General features: G+C 68.9%; 18 protein-coding genes. 13 read left to right on the top strand and 5 right to left on the bottom strand.

Features of this window, described 5'->3' with window-relative positions; translation table 11 throughout:
- The first annotated feature begins 128 nt into the window (after positions 1-128).
- Both HXX10_RS23915 and HXX10_RS23910 read left to right on the top strand, forming a co-directional pair.
- Positions 129-563, top strand: a complete 435-nt coding sequence (locus HXX10_RS23915; protein ID WP_296525778.1) for a DUF1489 domain-containing protein — start codon at positions 129-131, stop codon at positions 561-563.
- A 190-nt stretch (positions 564-753) separates the two neighbouring features.
- Positions 754-1,452: a PilZ domain-containing protein gene (locus HXX10_RS23910; RefSeq protein WP_296525777.1), complete on the top strand. Its 699-nt coding sequence runs from the start codon at positions 754-756 to the stop codon at positions 1,450-1,452.
- 228 nt (positions 1,453-1,680) lie between these two features.
- Here HXX10_RS23910 and panC read toward each other — a convergent pair whose 3' ends face one another.
- Positions 1,681-2,532 carry a pantoate--beta-alanine ligase gene (gene panC, locus HXX10_RS23905; RefSeq protein WP_296525776.1) on the bottom strand — a complete coding sequence of 284 codons (852 nt, stop codon included), beginning with the start codon at positions 2,530-2,532 and terminating at the stop codon, positions 1,681-1,683.
- 142 nt (positions 2,533-2,674) lie between these two features.
- Here panC and HXX10_RS23900 point away from each other — a divergent pair, with 142 nt between their 5' ends.
- From HXX10_RS23900 to HXX10_RS23890, 3 genes are all read left to right on the top strand, one after another.
- Complete coding sequence (locus HXX10_RS23900) at positions 2,675-3,697, top strand: division plane positioning ATPase MipZ (protein ID WP_296525775.1); 1,023 nt, start codon at positions 2,675-2,677, stop codon at positions 3,695-3,697.
- Positions 3,698-3,838: 141 nt separating this feature from the next.
- Complete coding sequence (locus HXX10_RS23895) at positions 3,839-4,588, top strand: VWA domain-containing protein (RefSeq protein WP_296525774.1); 750 nt, start codon at positions 3,839-3,841, stop codon at positions 4,586-4,588.
- The gene (locus HXX10_RS23890) at positions 4,585-5,286 is read left to right on the top strand and encodes a DnaJ domain-containing protein (protein ID WP_296525773.1); all 702 of its coding nucleotides are present in this window, start codon (positions 4,585-4,587) and stop codon (positions 5,284-5,286) included. The genes HXX10_RS23895 and HXX10_RS23890 overlap by 4 nt, the downstream gene beginning before the upstream one ends.
- A gap of 219 nt (positions 5,287-5,505) precedes the next feature.
- On the opposite strand, the gene HXX10_RS23885 is transcribed toward HXX10_RS23890, so the two are convergent.
- The gene (locus HXX10_RS23885) at positions 5,506-7,392 is read right to left on the bottom strand and encodes a D-alanyl-D-alanine carboxypeptidase (protein WP_296525772.1); all 1,887 of its coding nucleotides are present in this window, start codon (positions 7,390-7,392) and stop codon (positions 5,506-5,508) included.
- Between the two features lie 354 nt (positions 7,393-7,746).
- On the opposite strand from HXX10_RS23885, the gene HXX10_RS23880 reads away from it, so the two are divergent.
- Positions 7,747-8,106 carry a phasin family protein gene (locus tag HXX10_RS23880; protein WP_296525771.1) on the top strand — a complete coding sequence of 120 codons (360 nt, stop codon included), beginning with the start codon at positions 7,747-7,749 and terminating at the stop codon, positions 8,104-8,106.
- Between the two features lie 205 nt (positions 8,107-8,311).
- Here HXX10_RS23880 and HXX10_RS23875 read toward each other — a convergent pair whose 3' ends face one another.
- Together HXX10_RS23875 and HXX10_RS23870 are read right to left on the bottom strand one after the other, a co-directional pair.
- Positions 8,312-9,709 carry a TadE/TadG family type IV pilus assembly protein gene (locus tag HXX10_RS23875; protein WP_296525770.1) on the bottom strand — a complete coding sequence of 466 codons (1,398 nt, stop codon included), beginning with the start codon at positions 9,707-9,709 and terminating at the stop codon, positions 8,312-8,314.
- 418 nt (positions 9,710-10,127) lie between these two features.
- A complete protein-coding gene (locus tag HXX10_RS23870) occupies positions 10,128-11,408 on the bottom strand; it encodes a TadE/TadG family type IV pilus assembly protein (RefSeq protein ID WP_296525769.1) in 1,281 nt (426 codons plus the stop codon).
- Between the two features lie 428 nt (positions 11,409-11,836).
- Between HXX10_RS23870 and clpS the strand changes: the two genes are divergently transcribed.
- The 7 genes from clpS to HXX10_RS23835 all read left to right on the top strand — a co-directional run bounded on the left by clpS (position 11,837) and on the right by HXX10_RS23835 (position 18,246).
- Positions 11,837-12,238 carry an ATP-dependent Clp protease adapter ClpS gene (gene clpS / locus HXX10_RS23865; RefSeq protein ID WP_296525768.1) on the top strand — a complete coding sequence of 134 codons (402 nt, stop codon included), beginning with the start codon at positions 11,837-11,839 and terminating at the stop codon, positions 12,236-12,238.
- A gap of 37 nt (positions 12,239-12,275) precedes the next feature.
- Complete coding sequence (clpA, locus tag HXX10_RS23860; protein ID WP_296525767.1) at positions 12,276-14,759, top strand: ATP-dependent Clp protease ATP-binding subunit ClpA; 2,484 nt, start codon at positions 12,276-12,278, stop codon at positions 14,757-14,759.
- A 285-nt stretch (positions 14,760-15,044) separates the two neighbouring features.
- Positions 15,045-15,215, top strand: a complete 171-nt coding sequence (locus HXX10_RS23855) for a hypothetical protein (RefSeq protein WP_296525766.1) — start codon at positions 15,045-15,047, stop codon at positions 15,213-15,215.
- 224 nt (positions 15,216-15,439) lie between these two features.
- Positions 15,440-16,177, top strand: coding sequence for an AzlC family ABC transporter permease (locus HXX10_RS23850; RefSeq protein ID WP_296525765.1), 738 nt, complete (start codon positions 15,440-15,442; stop codon positions 16,175-16,177).
- The gene (locus tag HXX10_RS23845) at positions 16,174-16,512 is read left to right on the top strand and encodes an AzlD domain-containing protein (RefSeq protein WP_296525764.1); all 339 of its coding nucleotides are present in this window, start codon (positions 16,174-16,176) and stop codon (positions 16,510-16,512) included. The genes HXX10_RS23850 and HXX10_RS23845 overlap by 4 nt, the downstream gene beginning before the upstream one ends.
- Positions 16,513-16,592: 80 nt before the next feature.
- A complete protein-coding gene (locus HXX10_RS23840; protein WP_296525763.1) occupies positions 16,593-17,600 on the top strand; it encodes a lytic transglycosylase domain-containing protein in 1,008 nt (335 codons plus the stop codon).
- Between the two features lie 70 nt (positions 17,601-17,670).
- Entirely contained in the window at positions 17,671-18,246 is a 576-nt protein-coding gene (locus HXX10_RS23835) for a YidB family protein (RefSeq protein WP_296525762.1), read from the top strand.
- A gap of 283 nt (positions 18,247-18,529) precedes the next feature.
- On the opposite strand, the gene HXX10_RS23830 is transcribed toward HXX10_RS23835, so the two are convergent.
- The gene (locus HXX10_RS23830; protein ID WP_296525761.1) at positions 18,530-18,823 is read right to left on the bottom strand and encodes a hypothetical protein; all 294 of its coding nucleotides are present in this window, start codon (positions 18,821-18,823) and stop codon (positions 18,530-18,532) included.
- Positions 18,824-18,885 lie beyond the last annotated feature (62 nt).

Genomic DNA, 18,885 nt, shown 5'->3' with positions numbered 1-18,885 from the left:
GCCCAAGCCGGCGCCCGCCGCCCCGCCGGCCCCGGCCGCCGCCGACGGCAGCGACGACTGAAGGGCCTCTGTCCACAGACCCCGGCCGACCGCTGGCCGCTCGAACGCTGATCGGCTAGGACGATCGGATGCCCCTGCATCTCCTGAAGCTGTGCGTCGGCTGCGACGGCATTGCCGATCTCGAGGACTGGATCCGCGAGCGGCTCGCCAAGCGCCCGAAGGGCAGCCCGCGCCAGCACGTCCACGTCACCCGCATGACCCCGAAGCGGGGCGAGGAGCTCCTCGACGGCGGCTCGCTCTACTGGGTCATCCGCGGCGAGATCGCCTGCCGCCAGACGCTGGTCGGCATCGAGCCCTTCGTCGACGGCGAGGGGGTCGGTCGTTGCCGACTGCTGCTCGAACCGACGGTCGTCCCGGTCGAGCCGCGGCCCTACCGGGCGTTCCAGGGCTGGCGCTATCTCGCCCCCAAGGACGCTCCGTCCGATCTCGCGCGCTCCGGCAAGGACGTGACGGCGATGCCGGAGGAGATGCGCCGCGAGCTGCGGTCGCTCGGCCTGCTTTAGGTGCCCCATCAAGGTCTTGGAGTAGAGCCGCCGCCAATTGACTAAATTTGGCTGCGAATACGCGGCGAAATTAGCTCGCGAGCGACGATTACTCTTTCCTTTGTCTGGTCATGCCTTGGAACCGCTGCTTGGCTTAGCCCTTGGGGTGCTATAGTTTAAAAGAGCTAAGTAGTCGGTCTAGGGCCCCACGATGTCGCAAGGCAAGACGCTGGTTGACTGCCAGACCTCGGCGGAGCGGCGCCGCGACATCCGTGTCGTGGTGAGCCTGCCCGGCCGCTATGTGCTGGTGCGGCGCCGGGCCACGCACGGCAAGCCCCCCGAATTCGCCTGCCGGCTGGTCAACATCTCGCCGCACGGCATGGTGCTGGCCGGCCCCGTGATCGGGACGATCGGCGAGCCGGTGGTCGGCTATTTCGACGAGTTCGGCAAGCTGGAGGGCAAGGTCCTCCGCAGGCTCTATGGCGGCTTCGCCATGAGCCTCGAGGCCGACGACGATCAGCTCGCCAAGCTCGAGTCGAAGCTCGACTGGCTCGACAAGCACCAGCGCGACGATATTCCCAACACGCGCCAGCACCGGCGGATCGTCCCGACCAGCCCGCATTCGACCCTGATCATGGCGGACGGCAAGACGGTGCCGTGCTTCGTCATCGACATGTCGGCGTCCGGCGTCGCCGTCTCGGCCGAGGTCAGGCCGCCGATCGGCATGCCGCTCGCAGTCGGTTCGGTGGTCGGGCGGGTGGTGCGCCGCTTCGCCGAGGGCTTTGCGGTGCACTTCGTCGAGGCGCAGGATCCGCGCCTGCTCGAGCACGTTCTGATCAGGCCGCCGGCACGGCCGCGCCATGTCCCGGCGGCCGATCCCTTGAGCGAGATCGTGGTGATCGACTGTTAGGGCCGCGGGCTCGAGCGCGACGGAATCAGCGTCTCACACAGAATCCGGGTGATCAGCTCACCGTCATTCCGGGGCGCACCGAAGGTGCGAACCCGGAATCCAGCGACGAATGCCGAGAACGTGGCTGGATTCCGGGTCCGGCGCGGAGCCTGTCCTCGGGCCGGCCGAAGGCCGGACCCGGGGGCGCCGTCCCGGAATGACCACCGAAGGGATCCTCCGGATCCGGTATCACACCGCGAGATTGTCGATCAGCCGCGTGGCGCCGAGTCGCGCCGCGACGAGCAGGCGGATCGGCCCGTCCTTTGCGGACTTCACCGGCGCCAGCGTCTCGGCGTGACGCGCCTCGAGATAGTCGACCGCGAAGCCGTCGCGGGTGAGCGCCGTGAGGCCGCTCGCCATCACGCCCTTGATCGGGCGTCCAGCGGCGATCCGCTCGGCGCACGTCTCGAGCACGCGATGCAGCGCCGGCGCGCGGACACGCTCCTCGGCCGAGAGATAGAGATTGCGCGACGACAGCGCGAGGCCGTCCTTCTCACGCACGGTCGGCAGACCGATGACTTTTACGCGCAGATCCAAGTCTGCGGCGAGCCGCGTCACCACCTTGAGCTGCTGATAGTCCTTCTGGCCGAACACGGCGATGTCGGGCCGCACCTGACCGAACAGCTTGGCCACCACGGTGGCGACGCCGCCGAAGAAGTGCGGCCGGAAGGCGTCCTCGAGCCCGGCCAGCGCTGGGCCCTCGGGTGCGATCCTGGTGGAAAACCCCTGCGGGTACATCACGGCCGTATCGGGCGCCCAGACCAGATCGACGCCTTCGCGGCCCAGCACCCCGACGTCGGCGGACAGGCGCCGGGGATAGCTCGCAAAGTCCTCGTGCGGGGCGAACTGAGCCGGGTTGACGAAGATCGAGACGACGACGCGGTCGGCCTTCTTGCGGGCGAGACGCACCAGCGCCAGATGGCCGGCATGGAGCGCCCCCATGGTGGGGACGAGGGCGACGGTCTCGCGCTTGGCGCGGAAGCGCGCGACAGCGCCATCCAGGGCCTTGAGCGTACGGGTGACGGGCAGGATGGCTTTCATGTTGTTCGATCAGGGTTTGCACGGCGACAAGGCGGCGCGAGGCGCGCGGCCGTCGTGACGTTCACGACTCCATGCGGGTCGAAGGGATAGCTTGACCCCGACAGGCGATCAAAACAAAAATCGACCCTGCGTGGAGGCGTTCATGTGGTCGGATGTAGAGCGTCGGAACAACGTGCGTCGGGGGCCGATCTCGGCGCATGTGATCGTTCTCGGCAACGAGAAGGGCGGGTCCGGCAAGTCGACCACGGCCATGCATCTCGCGGTCGCCCTGATGAAGGCCGGCCAGCGGGTCGCCACCATCGATCTCGATTCGCGCCAGAGCACGCTGACGCATTACATCGACCGGCGCCGCCTGTGGGGCCGGAAGATCAACCAGCCGCTCGAGATCCCGCTGCATTTCTGCATCGCCCGCGCCGAGGGCGTCCGTGTCGACGACAACGAGACCGCCGAGTTCGGTCGCTTCGCCGACGCCATCACGGAGATCGAGCATCGCCACGACTTCCTGGTGATCGACACGCCCGGCGCCGACACGTTCCTGTCGCGGCTGGCGCATTCGATGGCCGACACGCTGGTGACGCCGCTCAACGACAGCTTCCTCGACTTCGACGTGCTCGCCGCCGTCGACCCGCAGACCTTCGAGCTCACCGGAAACAGCCATTATGCCGAGCTGGTGCGCGAGGCGCGGCGCCAGCGCCGCATCGTCGACGGCAAGATGACCGACTGGGTGGTGGTGCGAAACCGGCTCTCGACGCTCGGCTCGCGCAACCGCAAGCTCGTCGGCGAGGGGCTCAACGAATTGAGTGGCCGGCTCGGCTTCCGTTTCGTCGAGGGCTTTGCCGAGCGGGTGATCTATCGCGAGTTCTTTCCGCGCGGCCTCACCGCGGTCGACGAGATCGGCGAGCAGGCGCTCGGGATGCGGCCGAGCCTGTCGCACGTGACGGCACGGCTCGAGGTGCAGGGGCTGTTGTCGAACCTGCGGCTGCCGCTCGACGATCGCGGCCGCAAGCGGGCGGAGGCGCGGGCCGAGTGGTTCATGAGCGCCTATCGGCCGCTCGAGGTCGACGACCTGCTCGACGGCGGCGATGGCGGTGGCGACGGCGATGGCGGCGACGGCCCGGCCACCCTGCCGCCGATGCTGCCGCCCGTTTCCCCGGTGTCCGGCTGAGGGCAGGGGCGTCCTTGTCGGCGCGGCTCCGTGTCGCCCCGTGCCGATGGACCGACGCCATTGCGCCGGGGGGTGTTCGCGGCCAATTGATAGGCATGGTTCGCCGAGGGATTCTCGTCTCCAACATCCGCAGGTGCCGCGATGGCGAAGCCGCCTGATCGCGCGTCCTCCCCCGAAGGGGCTAGCCCCGACCCCCACGCGCCGGCCACGACCTCGTCGCGGCCGGAGATCGATGCGTTCGTGGCCGAGGTGCGTGCGCTGGGCGCTGCGCGCGCGTCGGGAGCGCGCGGTCGCCTGGTCTTCGCGCTCGACGCCACCATGAGCCGCCAGCCGACCTGGGACACCGCCTGCCGGCTGCAGGCCGACATGTTCGCGGAAGCCGCCGCGGTCGGCGGGCTCGACGTCCAGCTCGTCTATTTCCGCGGTCTCTCGGAATGCCGCTCGTCGCGTTTCGTCTCCGATCCGCGCGCGCTCGCCGGCCTGATGGAGAAGATCGACTGCCGCGGCGGCCACACCCAGATCCGCAAGGTCTTGGCCCATGTGCGCCGCGAATCCGAGGCTGCCAGGGTCCAGGCGCTGGTCTACGTGGGCGACGCCATGGAGGAGTCGGTCGACGAGCTGTGTGCGCGGGCCGGCGAGCTCGGACTCGCGGGCGTTCCGGTCTTCATGTTCCAGGAGGGCGGCGATCCGGTCGCCGAGCAGGCGTTCCGCGAGATCGCCCGCCTCTCGGGCGGCGCGTGGTGCCGGTTCAGCGCCGGCTCGGCCCACGAGCTCGGCGAGCTGTTGCGCGCCGTCGCCGCCTATGCGAGCGGTGGCCGGCAGGCGCTGCAGCGCCTCAGCGGGACAAGCCGCTCGGCGGTGCGCCTGCTCGAGCAGTTGAGATCGCCATGACGTTTCTGATTGGACTGGCCCTGCTCGTGATTCTGTTGGGGGGCGCGAAGGTCTTCGCGCGCGCCAATCCGAAGGGAATGGTGAAGGGGGCGAGGATTGCGGGCGGGGTCGCGGCGCTCGGCGGTGCCGCCTTCCTGATGGCGCGCGGGCAGATCTCGATCGGGCTGCCGCTCGGCCTCACCGGGCTCGGCCTGCTGGGCTGGCTGCCCTTCGGCGGCGCCACCTTCGGGCAGCGCACCCGCAAGAGCCCGGGGCAGGTGTCCCGGGTGAGGTCGGCCTTCGTGGAGATGGAGCTCGATCACGACAGTGGCGCGATGCGGGGCACCGTGCTGGCCGGACGCTATGCGGGGACGGCGCTCGACGCGCTCGCCGTGCCGGATCTGGAGAGCCTCCTCGCCGAGATCGACGAGGAGAGCCGCACTCTACTTGCAGCTTACCTTGACCGCCGACGTCCCGGCTGGCGTGAAGACGCGCAGCGTGGTTCGGCAGCGGGGCAAGTCGGAGCGGCGAGTTCCGGCAAAATGACGGAACAGGAGGCCTATCAGATCCTTGGCCTTGAGCCGGGGGCGAGCGCCGAGGACATCGGCCGGGCGCACCGCCTGCTCATGAAGAAACTGCATCCCGACCAGGGGGGGACGACGTACCTCGCGGCCCGTGTGAACGAGGCCAAGGAGGTCCTGCTTCGCGGACATCGATAACAACTCCGAACGCTACGCAACATAAACTCTCGACGTACACGCGCTCTCGGCCGTTCTAGCCGCGGAGCCAGGCCTCCAGTGATCCCCCGTTTCGGGTGGTTCTCGTTGGTCGTCGTCTGGAGCGCGTAAAGCACACGACCCGCTCCAGGCGTTTAGAAAAGTCGGAGCGTTTCCTGCTCACGCCCCTCGGTCCGCTTTACCTCGTGATCGAGCGGGTCCTCAGTTCTTGATGGTCAGACAGGCGAAGTCGTTCCGCTTGAGATACTTGCAGGCGGCTTCGGCGGAGTCCTTCTCGAACCCGGCGAACCGCGCCCGGTAGAACGTCTTGTTGTCGCGCACCACCGCCTCGGTGAAGGGGTCGGCATGGCCGAGCAACGACTTGGCCTTGGCCTGGGCGGAGCTCAGGCGGTCCTTCGCCTCGCGCTCGCCCTCGAAGGCGCCGATCTGGATGATCCAGCCGCTGCGCGCCACCGGCTTGCGGGTGGGCTCGGCCGGCCGGCTCGCCGCGCTGGCGAGCGCGAAGGTGGTCTCGGCATCGGCGCTGGACACCGCGACCTCGCGAACGACGGCCGGGGCCGGGGCAGGCGCTGGGGCCGGAGCAGCCGCCACGGCGATCGGCGCAGGCGCCGGGGCCGCTGCGGCGGCCACCGGGGTCGGGGCAGCCGGGGCGATCGCACCGTGGGCCGCCTGGGCGACCGCGACCGGACGGGCCAGGGCCGCCTGGGCGGCGGCCGACGGGGTCGCGACGGCGACCTGAACGGGAGCTGCCGGCGCGGCGGCCGGCTGGGCCGGGATGGCGGCCACGGCGGCCGCCCGCACGGGCGCCGGCTGCGGCGCCGCGGCCGGCTGCAGGCTGCGGGTGGCGGTGCGCGAGATGTCCTCGTGCGCCGGGACGACCGGCAGATGGGCGAGCGACGGGGTCAGGGCGGCCGTCTGCACGCCGCTGAGCTTCACCTTGATGGTCTTGACCAGGATCGGCTTGATCGGGTCGGCCGTGGTCTGGGCCTGGGCCTGCGCCTTGGCGGGCTCGATCTTGCCGGGGGCGGGCCGCTCGATCTTGGCGGCGGCGACCGGGAAGCGCGTGCCCGGCATCGCCGTGGCGGCAGCCGCGGCGGTCGGCGGCGCGTAGGGCACGCTGCCGGCGGAGGCGAGCATCATCTGGCCGGCCGCGGCGGCCGGGGCCTGGACGTCGGTGTCGCGCGCCTCGGCGATCATCGGGGCGGTCCGCTTGGCCGAGGCCTCGGAGATGTATTTCTCGAGCAGACTACGCATCTTGGCGTCACGGGCGCCGGCCGACGAGCCGCCCAGCACCACCGCCACCAGATGGCGGTTGTTGCGCTTGATCGAGGAGACGAGGTTGAAGCCGGAGGCGTGGACATAGCCGGTCTTGATGCCGTCGACGCCCTGCACCGAGCCGAGCAGCCGGTTGTGGTTGCGGATCGTCTGGCCGCGGAACGCGAAGGACGAGATCGAGAAGTAGCGGTACTGGGTCGGGAAATGGTCCTGGATGGCGCGGCCGAGGATCGCCTGGTCGCGCGCCGTGGTGACCTGGCCGCTGTCGGGCAGGCCCGAAGCGTTGTTGTAGACGGTGCGGCTCATGCCGAGCGCACGCGCCTTGCGGGTCATCATCTTGGCGAAGTCGTCCTCGTCGCCGGCGATCGCCTCGGCGATCACGGCGGCGGCGTCGTTGGCCGAGCGGGTGACCAGGCCGCGGATCGCCTCGTCGGCCGTGATGGTCTGGCCCGGCTTCAGGCCGAGCTTGGTGGGCGCCTGCGAGGCCGCATGGGCCGAGACCTTGAGGGGCGTGTCGGCTTTGATCTTGCCGGCCTCCATCCGCTCGAACAGCAGATAGAGCGTCATGATCTTGGTCAGCGAGGCCGGGTGGCGGATGCCGTCTGGCTCGGCGGCGTGCAGCACCTGGCCGGAATTGGCGTCGACCACGATGGCGGCATAGGGCGGGCTGTAGCCGCCGCCCTTGGCGACGGCGTGGCGCCGGCGCCCGCGCGCGTCTGCCGTGTCCACGACCAGGGCGAGCGCGGCGACGCCGGTGAGCAGGGCGACCGCGATCGTGCGGAATCCACGCGTGTTCCCGAATGTCAGGAGCATTGTTTCCCCTCATCCACCGGTCGCTTTGGCCAGCGCCCGATGTGTCCCCGTGACGTCCTTGGCCGCCGGCCGTTTGCCAAACCTGCGGCGGCTCACGAGACCGTTACCGGTGAATTCGGGCGTCACCGAGACGACGCGCTTTGCTACCGTAGGCAGGGGGGGTTGCGAAAAGGTTAACGAATCCTTTGATCGATCTACGGAATTCACCGTTTATGGTGCAGTGCAAAATAAATTCTTGCGTTTTTGTGCAGTGCGGTATAAGATTTTTCAAGGTCGCAACGCCCGGTAGGTGATCACGACTCGATCACGCGGCCGTGCGGGTTGGCGCCAGAGAATTCAACCGGGAGACGTCCGATGAACCTTCCCCTCGATTCCCTGCCGGGCTTCGGCAAGGACAGCATGGACGCGGCCATGAAGTCGTTCGGCGCCGTGTCGCAGAGCGTTCAGGTGATCGTGGCCGAGACCGCCGATTTCTCGAAGAAGTCGTTCGAGCACGGCGCCGAGACGCTCGAGAAGATCCTCGGGGCCAAGTCGCTCGACAAGGCCGTCGAGCTGCAGTCCGACTACCTGAAGTCGAGCTACGAGTCCTTCGTCGCCCAGTCGCAGCGCCTGAGCGAGCTCTATGCCGACCTCGCCAAGCAGGTCTTCAAGCCGCTCGAAGGCTTCGCCGGCAAGTTCCCGGCCGCGCCGTTCACCAGCCAGGCGGGCAACTGACGACATTTTCCGCGCGCCGACGCATCCGCGCGAACCACACACGAGACAGCCGGGACGCGCGCCGACCAACGGCGCCTGACGCCCGGCCCAGAGGGAGAGCCCGGTCCTTGCGGCCGGGCTTTTCTCGTTGTGCGACGATGTCTCGAGGGGCCGGGCGCCCGAGGCGGGCCCTGGCGGGTCCACAACCCCGACGCGCCCGGACGCGCTACTTGGCGACGCGCAGGCGCGTGAGCTGGGTACCGATCTGGTCGAACGCCGTGATGATCTGGGACGACGAGGTCAACAGGTAGAACTTGCTCGAGTCCGTGGCGCATTTCTGCAGCAGCGTCGAGGTCGGGTCGCCGCCGGTGTTGACCTGGATGGTGTAGATGGTGATGCCGGCGGCCTTGATGTTGTTGCAGGTGCCGGACGTGCAGCTCGACGTGCCCTCGACGCACATGCGGGCGTCGACCGCGGTGGAGGTGCTCGACCCGTTGCCGTACCAGCGGTCCTGCGTATTGAGGCCGTCGCTGAGCAGGATGATGACCTGCTGGTACTGGTAATTGGCGTCCTTCGCGGGGGCCGTGAGCGGGCCGCCGCCGACCAGCGACTGCCAGCCCCACACGAGGCCGATCGGCTGGTTGGTGCTGCCGTTCGGATACATGTTGTCGACCAACGTCTTCATGTTGGTCCATTCGTAGCTCAGCCCCTTCATGGCGAGCGGGCAATAGCCGTACTGGTCGGCCGGGAACAACGTGGCCGTCGTTCCGACCACAGGTGCGTCGATCCTCTGGTCGTAACCGGTTCCGGCGGCGCTCGGGCTGGGCCCGCTCGACGTCCCGCGATCCGTGATGCAGCCGTTCCAGGTGCTGTGGGCGTCTACGGTCCAGGTGCCGCTGTGACTGGTGCAGCTCGACTTGGTCGAGTACTGGGATTTGCTGCAGCTACCGTTGCCGTCGTCGGCATCCCAGGACGTCCAGTCGATCCAGGTCGCACTCGAGTAGCCGGTGCCGACATTGACGTCGCGGCTGAACGGAATGATCGAGACATAGACGTCGCCGTCATTGGTGGCGGCGGCCTGGAGCTGGGTGAGCAGGTTCTTGGTCGCGGTCTGCAGCGCGCCGATCTTGTTGGAGCTCGCCATCGACCCGGTGTTGTCGAGCGCGAGCGCGACCCGCAGCCTGGTGTTGCCCCAGGCCGTGGTCGACGTCACCTTGATGTTCATCTGCGAAAAGCCGAGCAGCCCCATGAAGCGTGTCTTCATGGTACCGGTCGCGTCGACCACGACGTTCGACACCGCGCTCTTGGTATAGGCCGCGGACACGCCCGTGATGGTGGCGTCCTGCTGTGTGATCAGCGCGCGGAAATTCGCGTCGGCGGCGGCCTGGATCTGGTCGGAGGTCTGGCTGGATGCGATCTTGGAGACCGCGAGCGCGGCCGAGTCGGCGGCCGCCTGCATGTTGGCGCGGATGGCGTTGGCGCGGCTGTAGTCGATCGCCGCGCCGACCAGGCCGACGACCGGGATCAACGTCAGCGCGAACATGACGGCGACGTTGCCGCCCTCCGCGCGTCGGAACGCGCGGCACTGCGACGAGGCTCTCGGGAGAAGCGTGTTGGTGCTCATCGGACCCCTGCCGGATCATCCGTTTTGACGATCCGCCATCGTTACCGGGCGAGATCAAACCAATGCCTAATTTGAAACAAGAAAACCGGCCCGATCGAGCCCCGGGGACGCATTTGGGGCCGACAGCGCGAATCAGGGTGAATGCTTCGTCACCGCGATGGTCGGGATTCGGCCTTGACACGCCCGGGAAGGGCCGAGTGACGGGCACCGGCCGCGGCGGGCGTCGTGGGCACGGCTGCGATCACGGTCGCCGAGGTCGGCCGTCGCGGGGGCGGTCGTCGCGGGGTCGGTCGCAGTGTCGGTTCAGTGTCGAAGGGGGTCTCGGCCGACCGTCCGGTGCGGCACCGTGCGGGGCGCGCGCCGCTCTCCGCGGGCGAGCGCCGCCGTCACCAGGGCGCCGCGATCACGTTCGGCCGCGTCACTTCGCCAGGCGCAGCTTGGAGAGCTGGGTGCCGATGGTGTCGAACGTGGTGACGATCTGGTTCGACGCCGTCAGATAGAAATAGTGGTTGGTGTCGGTCGCGCAGGTCTGCAGCAGCGAGGCGTTCCCCTCCATCACCAGCACCGTGTAGATGGTGATTTTCGCCGCCTTGACGTTGGTGCAGGCCTTCTCGGTGCGGGTGTCGACCGCGGTCGAGTGGTTGCTGCCGTCGCCGCTCCAGCGGTTCTGGGTGTTGAGGCCGTCGGTCAAGAGCACGATGACGTCCTGGTACTGGTAGTTCGGGTCCTTGGCCGGGGCGCTGAGCGGCGCCGTCGTGCTCAGGGCCTGCCAGCCCCACACCAGGCCGATGGTGTTGTTGGTGCTGCCGGTCGGCGTCATCGCGTCGATCTTGGCGTCGAGCTTGGTCCAGTCGTTGGTGAGCGGCAGCATGGACGACGCGCAGTAGCCGTACTGCTCGGCCGGGAACTTCGTGCTGCTGTCCGGCGCCGTGTTCATCACGTCCCAGTTCTGGTCGCGGTCCATGACGCAGCCGTTCCAGGTCGAGTGCGCCTTCGGCGTCCAGGTGCCGCTGTTGGCCGTGCAGGTCGACTGCTTCGTGTAGCTGGGCTTGCTGCAGGTGCCGTTGAGGGTGTCCCAGATGGTGAAGTCGACCCAGTCCGGCACGGTGTCGCCGGTCTTGACGTCGACGTCCTTGCTGTAGGGGACGATGGCGACGTAGACGTCCTCCGGCACCCGCGCCGCATTTTTGAGCTGGGCGATCAAATTGTGTGACGCGGTCTTGAGCGCGTCGATCTTGCCGCTCTGCGCCATCGAGCCGGTGTTGTCGAGCACCAGGGCCACCCGCAGGCGGGTGTTGCCCCACACGGCGGTCGAGCTCGCCGCGACGGTGAGCTCGGAGAACCCCATCAGGCCCATGAAATTGGTCTTGACCGACCCGGTGCCGGTGATGACGAGCTGCGAGCCGTTTCCGGTCGTGTAGGCGGTGGTGATCGCGACGCTCTGCACGTCGGCTCGGTTGAACACCGCGTTGAAGATCGTCTGGGCCTGGGTCTGGATGGCGCCGGAGGCGAGCGTCGAGGCGTCCTTGGACACCGCCAGCACGGTCGAATCGAGCGCGGCCTGCATGGAGCTGCGGGCCGCTGCGGCCCGCGAATAGTCGACGGCCGCCCCCACCAGCCCGGTCAACGGTATGATCGAAAGGGCGAAGAGCGGTACGACGCTCGCGCGCCGGTCACGGATGAACCGCTGGAAAGCCATCGCGCACCACCAGGTTGGAAGGGCCCCGGCCATAGTGCCGCGCAGTCGTTCCCGTTCGGTTCAAGAGCCGCCGAACTTTCGCCGGGTTCCCTCAGTGTCCTGTTAACCAAGGCGCGTTCCGGCGTGTTACGGTAGGCGGGTGGCGCAATACCGGGCCGGCCGGTGGTGCCGAACGACTCGCCCGGCGTGTCCCGGCCGGGGCTCGGCCGCCGGCTCCGGTGCGTCGGTGGGGCCTCGGCGAGGCCCTGGAGGGCTTTTCGGACCGCCGGGAATCGCCCGCGCGGCCTGCGGCGGGCCGGCGCCATGTTCGGCTGGTGGCGAAGCGGGGCGTTGCTTATTATTTATGCTCCGGGGCCGCGCTGGGCTGCGGCATGCTTCCTGGTGCCCGTCCCGGACGGGGCCGGTCCCTTCCGTACCGAAACGAGATCATGACGGCCTGCTCGACTGACCCACTCATCGACCCCGTGGCCCGGCGCGACGCTTCGCCGCCGACCGCCGCCAACGGCGATCGCAAACGCCGCCAGGATCCCGCCGGCCCCGGCACGGCGGTCATCACAAAGACCAAGACGCAAACCAAAAGACCGAACCTTTACCGGGTGTTGCTGCTCAACGACGACTACACGCCGATGGAGTTCGTGGTGCATGTGCTGGAGCGCTTCTTCAACAAGGACCGCGAGGCGGCGACCCGCATCATGCTGCACGTCCACCATCACGGGATCGGGGAGTGCGGCATCTTCACCTACGAGGTGGCGGAGACCAAGGTGACCCAGGTGATGGACTTCGCCCGCAAACACCAGCATCCTCTCCAATGCGTCATGGAGAAGAAGTGACGAGCGGCGACTCCCTTCAGGACAGGACCATACGCTGATGCCGACCTTCTCGCGGAGCCTCGAACAATCGCTTCACCGGGCGCTCGCGCTGGCCAACGAGCACCGCCACGAATACGCGACGCTCGAGCATCTCCTGCTCGCCCTGGTCGACGACCAGGATGCCGCCGCCGTCATGCGGGCCTGCAATGTCGACCTCGAGAAGCTCCGGCGCAATCTCGTCGCCTATATCGAGTCCGAGCTGGAGAACCTGGTGACGGACGGCACCGAGGATTCCAAGCCCACGGCCGGCTTCCAGCGGGTGATCCAGCGCGCCGTGATTCACGTCCAGTCCTCCGGCCGCGAGGAGGTGACGGGGGCGAATGTCCTCGTCGCGATCTTCGCCGAGCGCGAGAGCCATGCGGCCTATTTCCTGCAAGAGCAGGAGATGACGCGCTACGACGCGGTGAACTACATCAGCCACGGGATCGCCAAGCGACCGGGGCTCACCGAGGCGCGGCCCGCCCGGGGCGCGTCGGAGGAGGATTCGGACGGCGCCAAGCCGAACGAGGACACCAAGAAGAAAGGTGACGCCTTGGAGGCTTATTGCGTCAATCTCAACAAGAAGGCGCGCGAGGGCAAGATCGACCCGTTGATCGGCCGCGACAGTGAGATCAGCCGCACCATCCAGGTCCTCTGCCGGCGCCAGAAGAACAACCCGCTGTTCGTCGGCGACCCCGGCGTCGGCAAGACGGCGATCGCCGAGGGCCTGGCCCGTCGGATCGTCCACGGCGAGGTGCCGGACGTGCTCAAGGGCGCAACCGTGTTCGCGCTCGACATGGGCACGCTCCTGGCCGGCACCCGCTATCGCGGCGACTTCGAGGAGCGCCTCAAGCAGGTGATCAAGGAGATCGAGGCCTATCCGGGCGCGATCATGTTCATCGACGAGATCCACACGGTGATCGGCGCCGGCGCCACCTCGGGCGGCGCCATGGATGCGTCGAACCTGCTGAAGCCGGCGCTCGCCTCCGGCACGGTGCGCTGCATCGGCTCGACCACCTACAAGGAGTACCGCCAGTACTTCGAGAAGGACCGGGCGCTGGTCCGCCGCTTCCAGAAGATCGACGTCAACGAGCCGACCGTCGCCGACTCGATCGAGATCCTGAAAGGCCTCAAGCCGTATTTCGAGGACTACCACAAGCTCAAATACACCAACGAGGCGATCAAGGCGGCCGTCGAGCTCTCGGCCCGCTATATCCACGACCGCAAGCTGCCCGACAAGGCGATCGACGTGATCGACGAGTCGGGTGCGGCCCAGATGCTGCTGCCCGAGCACCGGCGCAAGAAGACGATCGGCCTCAAGGAGATCGAGACCACCATCGCGACCATGGCGCGGATTCCGCCGAAGACCGTGTCGAAGGACGACGCCGTGGTGCTCGCCAATCTCGAGGAGAACCTCAAGCGCGTCGTCTATGGCCAGGACAAGCCGATCGAGGCCCTGGCAGCGTCGATCAAGCTCGCCCGCGCCGGCCTGCGCGAGCCGGAGAAGCCGATCGGCTGCTACCTGTTCTCCGGCCCGACCGGCGTCGGCAAGACCGAGGTGGCCAAGCAGCTCGCCTTGACGCTCGGCGTCGAGCTGATCCGCTTCGACATGTCCGAATACATGGAGCGCCACACGGTGTCGCGCCTGATCGGCGCGCCGCCCGGCTATGTCGGCTTCGACCAGGGCGGCCTGCTGACCGACAGCGTCGATCAGCATCCGCACAGCGTGCTGCTGCTCGACGAGGTCGAGAAGGCGCATCCCGACCTCTACAACGTGCTCCTGCAGATCATGGATCACGGCAAGCTGACCGACCACAACGGCAAGCAGGTCGACTTCCGCAACATCATCCTGATCATGACGACGAACGCGGGCGCCGCCGACATGGCCAAGGCCGCGTTCGGGTTCCATCGCGCGAAGCGCGAGGGAGACGACTCCGAGGCGATCAACCGGCTGTTCGCGCCCGAGTTCCGCAACCGGCTCGACGCCATCATCGGCTTCAACCATCTCGACGAGTCGATCATCGCCAAGGTGGTGGAGAAGTTCGTCCTCCAGCTCGAGGCCCAGCTCGCCGACCGCGACGTCACCATCGAGCTGTCGGACGAGGCCTCCAAGTGGCTGGTGGTCCGCGGCTACGATCAGCAGATGGGTGCGCGGCCGATGTCGCGGGTCATCCAGGAGTACATCAAGAAGCCGCTCGCCGACGAGGTGCTGTTCGGCAAGCTCAAGAACGGCGGCCACGTCCGGGTCATCGTCGTCAAGGACGAGATCGACGGCGACAAGCTCGGCTTCGAGTTCCTGGAAGGCCCGATCACGCCGAAGCCCGAGAAGCTGCCCTCCGCCCCCAAGGCGAAGCGGCGGCGGGGCGGCAGCGGCGGCCGTGGCGGTACCCGTCGGGCGAAGCCGCCCGGCCCGAAGGGCGAGGGTGGCCCGCCCTCCGGCGGCAACGGGTCGGGTCCCGGCGGAAAGGGCTCGGTGCCGAAGGTGCCGCTGGTCAAGGCCTAAGGTCCGCTCGGGCCTTCGCCGCAGGTCATCGAACTCATCTCGTCGTCACGCGCCCCGGTTCGCCGGGGCGCGCTGCGTTCGGGGCGGCTTCGGACAGCGTGGCTCGGAGGGCGCGCACGCGGCCCCCAACCGGCAGACTCTGCCCTTTGCCCGGTAGAATGTTCCAAGGTCTTGCGGCAGCAACGATTTGTTGACCAACCAAGTCCCTGGACGGCCTCGGGGTGGCGTCTGGCACGGTGGTTGCGAGGTGATCCGCGACACCGCCCCCGAACCCGCGTGAGTGCCATGACCTCCGCCGCCAACGATACCGCCCCCGCCACGACGCCGGCCAGCGTCGTCCTGATGATCGCCATCGTGCTGGTCGCCACCATGCCGGCGGTCGCGACCGGCGCGGCCGTTCTCGGCACCTGGCTCGCTCGCATCGGGTTCTGCTTTCCCGGCGCCGGCGGGTTCTGATCCCGCCTCGCCGCCAGATCTACCGGGCTGACGTCTGAGCGCCCGGTCGAAAGGCCTCGGCCGAACCGATCCCACGCCGGTTCGGCCGGGGCCTTTCCTATTTGTCCGCCTCGCGCGTGGTCGACCTCCGCATTGTCGACGCCGCCGAACGTCCCGCCATCTCCGCATGCCTCGTGCGGCGCGAACCCGATTGCGCCCTGCGGCAGCCTATGGGACAGAACGGCATGGCGCAGGACGGTACGGCTTCCGGCGGCTCTCCGGTGTGGGAGGGCTATCTCGCGGGCTGCAAGGCCGGCGCCGTGTCGGTGTTCCAGATCGTCCTGATCGGCACCTACATCAGCATCGGGGCGCTGGCCCACGATCTCGGCTACTCGGTCGTCTGGGTGGTGCTGTCGACCTTGGTGGTCTGGGCGGCGCCCGCGCAGGTCATCATGATCACGGCACTGGCCGCCGGGGCGGCGCCGATCGAGGTCGCCGTCGCGGTCAGCCTCAGCGGCGTGCGGCTGCTGCCCATGGTGGTGGCGCTGCTGCCGATCCTGCGCACGCCGTCGTCGCGCCTGCCGGGTGTCGTGCTGGCCGCGCATTTCACCGCCGTGAGCATGTGGATGGAGGCGCTGCGGCTCGCCCATCGCCGGCCGCCCGAGCAGCGCATCGCTTTCGCCAACGGGATCGGCACCATGCTGATCGCCAGCGCCTCGCTGGCCAGCGTCGCGGGCTTCTATTTCGCCCGGGTGCTGCCCGAGCCGCTGGTCGGCGGTCTCCTGTTCCTCACCCCGATGTCGTTCCTGGTGTCGGTCGTCCGCTCGAGCCGGATGATCTCGGATCGGATCGCCGCGGTGGCGGGCCTGGTGCTCAGCCCGCTGCTGGCGCTGCTCGGCGTCGGGCTCGACCTGATGTGGACCGGCTTGGTCGGCGGCACCGCGGCCTATCTGGTGCACCGCGTCGCGAGGGCGCGGCGATGACGGCGGATCTCTGGCCCTATCTGATCCTGGTGGTGGTCGGCTTCCTGCCCAACGAGGTGTGGCGCTGGCTCGGCGTCTTTTTCTCGCGCGGGCTCGACGAGACCTCCGAGGCGCTGCTCTGGGTGAGGGCGGTGGCGACCGCGATTCTCACCGGCGTGGTCGCCAAGATCATCGTGTTCGCGCCGGGGGCGCTCGCCGGGGTGCCATTGTGGATAAGGCTGGGGTCGGCGGCGGTCGGCATGGCGGCTTTCGCGCTGTTCCGCCAATCGGTGTTCGCCGGCGTCGTCGCCGGCACGGCTGCGCTGATCGCCGCCGACCTGGTGATCGGGCGCTGACGGCGTCTCCGCAATCCGGTCGACTTTGGCGGGCAGAGGGGACGAGGCGTACCGATCGGGGACACCACCAGCGAGGGCGCATGCGGGTTCTGCCGATCGTGCTGATCGCGGTGTTGGCCGGCCTGGGTGCGGTCCGGGCCGAGCCAGATCCCGTGCCGGCCCCGCCGCCTGCCGCCGAAGCCGCGCCGGCATCCATGCCCGAAGCATCGGCGCCCGAAGCGCCCGCGCCGACCGCCGTGCCGCCGCCGGGGACGCGTCCCCCGGCGCAGCCGGGCAGCGCCATGGACTCGATCTGTCTGATCCTCGAATCGGCGGCGGACGCCAACGGGCTGCCGCTGTCCTTCTTCGCCCGGCTGATCTGGCAGGAGAGTCGGTTCCGGCCGAACGTGGTCGGCCCGATGACGCGGCGCGGCCATCGCGCCCAGGGCATCGCCCAGTTCATGCCGTACACGGCCGAGGAGCGCGGCCTGCTCGACCCGTTCGACCCGGTGGCGGCGTTGCCCAAGTCGGCCGAGTTCCTCAAGGAGTTGCGGGAAACCTTCGGCAATCTCGGGCTGGCGGCGGCGGCCTACAATGCCGGGCCGCGGCGCCTGCGCGATTGGCTCGACGGGCGCGGCACCCTGCCGGGCGAGACCCAGCGCTATGTCCGTGCCATCACGGGCCGCACCGCCGAGGAGTGGGCGGCGCTCGGCCGCTCCGGCCAGGACGGGCTCGCGGAGCCGACCTCCTGCGCGACGCTCGCGGCGCTCCTGAAGGAGCAGCCCAGCATGTTCGTCGGCGAGCTGGAGCGGCGGGTGCGCGAGGGCGCGGCGCGGCCCTGGGGCGTGCAGCTTTCCGCCGGATTCTCGCGCGACAAGGTGCTGGCGGCCTATGCCCGGATCGAGAAACGCTTCCGGACCGAGCTCGACGGCCGCGATCCGATGATCGTCCGCACCGTGCTGCGCAGCCGCGGCCCGAGCGCCTTCTACCAGATGCGGGTCGGCGTCGAGACCCGGGCGGACGCCGTGAAGCTGTGCGGCACGCTGTCGAAGCAGGGCGGCGCCTGCATGGTGCTGAGGAACTCCCGCGGGACGCCGGAGCCGCTGTGACGCGGGTGGCCGCCCGGGCGGCCGGTCCCCCCTCCAACGCGCCGGCTCGGCGAGCCGCCCCACGAACGTCATGAAGTTGAGGCCGTATGCGGGTACGGCGGGAGCGGGTGGTCGGCGCCGACCGACCCGCCAGCCGCCGTCCGCGTCTTTCGGTGCGACCCTCCAGGAGAACCTCATGGGCCTTCTCGACAGCCTGATCGCCGGTGCCATGAAGAGCGCCTTACAGCAGCTCGACACCTCGGCCCTGCCGTCGATCCTCTCGCAGATTCTCGGCCGCACCGATCTCGGCGGCGTCGGCGGCCTGCTCGATGCGCTGCGCCGCGGCGGGCTCGACCAGCAGGTCGGCTCGTGGCTCGGCCAAGGCGCCAACGCGCCGGTGTCGCCGGACCAGCTCCGCAGCGCGCTCGGCAATGGCGATCTGTCCCGGATGGCGCAGGAGGCCGGGCTGCCGCTCGACCAGCTCCTCGCCATCCTGGCCCAGCACCTGCCGCAGACCATCGACACGATGAGCCCGAACGGCCATCTCGTCGAGGACCCGATGGCGATCAACCCGGGCGCCGACCGCGAGGCCGACCAGGGCGGCCCCGGCGACATCGGGGGCGGCTCGCTGGCCCAGAAGGCTGGCTTCGACGACATCGGCCGCTGAGCGAGCCATCGCCCGACAGTCACGCCGCGCAAGACGCCACGGTGGCGCCGGCGATGCTCGCGAAGGCGAGCATCGCCAAGGATATGACGGCAGATATTGAGAGGCGGGCGAAGCCGGCTCGGCGGCGGCTCGGTCGTCCGCCGGCCGGGTGTCGGACACACCGGGCGGGGCGCCTGCAGGCGGCGCGCCGCCGAAGCCGGCGCCCGCCCGCAGCATCTGCAGCACCATCAGGCGCTATTTCGGCGCCCGAGGTGCGTTCGGCACGCGATGTGCCGGAGACGCGTCACTTGCCGACCGCGTCGACCACACACTTCTTGGTGAAGCTCGTCTTGGCGGCACCGGCGAGCTTCTTCTCGGTCGCCGAGGTGTCGCAGGACGCCTTGGCGTCGGTCTCGCACTTCTTGAGGAAGCTGGTCTGAGCGGCGCCGCGGAGCTTCTTCTCGGCGGCCTGCGCCTTGCATGTGGTCGTCGAGGCCGGGGTTGCGGCCGGGGCTGTGGCCGGGGCCGGGGCCGGGCTCTGGGCTTGAGCCGTGGCGGCGATCAGGCAGAGAACGGCAGCGGCAGCGAATGTTCTCACGAGCGAATCTCCCGTTTGGTGGCACGAGATGTGCGAACCAGCCGGTAGCGAGAGATGATGGC

The sequence above is a fragment of the Rhodoplanes sp. genome (assembly GCF_013377085.1).
GTDB lineage: Bacteria > Pseudomonadota > Alphaproteobacteria > Rhizobiales > Xanthobacteraceae > Rhodoplanes.
This window is presented reverse-complemented; position numbering and strand designations above follow the sequence as displayed.

Coding starts and splice junctions, on each gene's coding strand:
- HXX10_RS23915 (WP_296525778.1), top strand. CDS start 129: ATGCCCCTGCATCTCCTGAAGCTGTGCGTCGGCTGCGACGGCATTGCC.
- HXX10_RS23910 (WP_296525777.1), top strand. CDS start 754: ATGTCGCAAGGCAAGACGCTGGTTGACTGCCAGACCTCGGCGGAGCGG.
- panC (WP_296525776.1), bottom strand. CDS start 2,532: ATGAAAGCCATCCTGCCCGTCACCCGTACGCTCAAGGCCCTGGATGGC.
- HXX10_RS23900 (WP_296525775.1), top strand. CDS start 2,675: ATGTGGTCGGATGTAGAGCGTCGGAACAACGTGCGTCGGGGGCCGATC.
- HXX10_RS23895 (WP_296525774.1), top strand. CDS start 3,839: ATGGCGAAGCCGCCTGATCGCGCGTCCTCCCCCGAAGGGGCTAGCCCC.
- HXX10_RS23890 (WP_296525773.1), top strand. CDS start 4,585: ATGACGTTTCTGATTGGACTGGCCCTGCTCGTGATTCTGTTGGGGGGC.
- HXX10_RS23885 (WP_296525772.1), bottom strand. CDS start 7,392: ATGCTCCTGACATTCGGGAACACGCGTGGATTCCGCACGATCGCGGTC.
- HXX10_RS23880 (WP_296525771.1), top strand. CDS start 7,747: ATGAACCTTCCCCTCGATTCCCTGCCGGGCTTCGGCAAGGACAGCATG.
- HXX10_RS23875 (WP_296525770.1), bottom strand. CDS start 9,709: ATGAGCACCAACACGCTTCTCCCGAGAGCCTCGTCGCAGTGCCGCGCG.
- HXX10_RS23870 (WP_296525769.1), bottom strand. CDS start 11,408: ATGGCTTTCCAGCGGTTCATCCGTGACCGGCGCGCGAGCGTCGTACCG.
- clpS (WP_296525768.1), top strand. CDS start 11,837: ATGACGGCCTGCTCGACTGACCCACTCATCGACCCCGTGGCCCGGCGC.
- clpA (WP_296525767.1), top strand. CDS start 12,276: ATGCCGACCTTCTCGCGGAGCCTCGAACAATCGCTTCACCGGGCGCTC.
- HXX10_RS23855 (WP_296525766.1), top strand. CDS start 15,045: ATGACCTCCGCCGCCAACGATACCGCCCCCGCCACGACGCCGGCCAGC.
- HXX10_RS23850 (WP_296525765.1), top strand. CDS start 15,440: ATGGCGCAGGACGGTACGGCTTCCGGCGGCTCTCCGGTGTGGGAGGGC.
- HXX10_RS23845 (WP_296525764.1), top strand. CDS start 16,174: ATGACGGCGGATCTCTGGCCCTATCTGATCCTGGTGGTGGTCGGCTTC.
- HXX10_RS23840 (WP_296525763.1), top strand. CDS start 16,593: ATGCGGGTTCTGCCGATCGTGCTGATCGCGGTGTTGGCCGGCCTGGGT.
- HXX10_RS23835 (WP_296525762.1), top strand. CDS start 17,671: ATGAAGTTGAGGCCGTATGCGGGTACGGCGGGAGCGGGTGGTCGGCGC.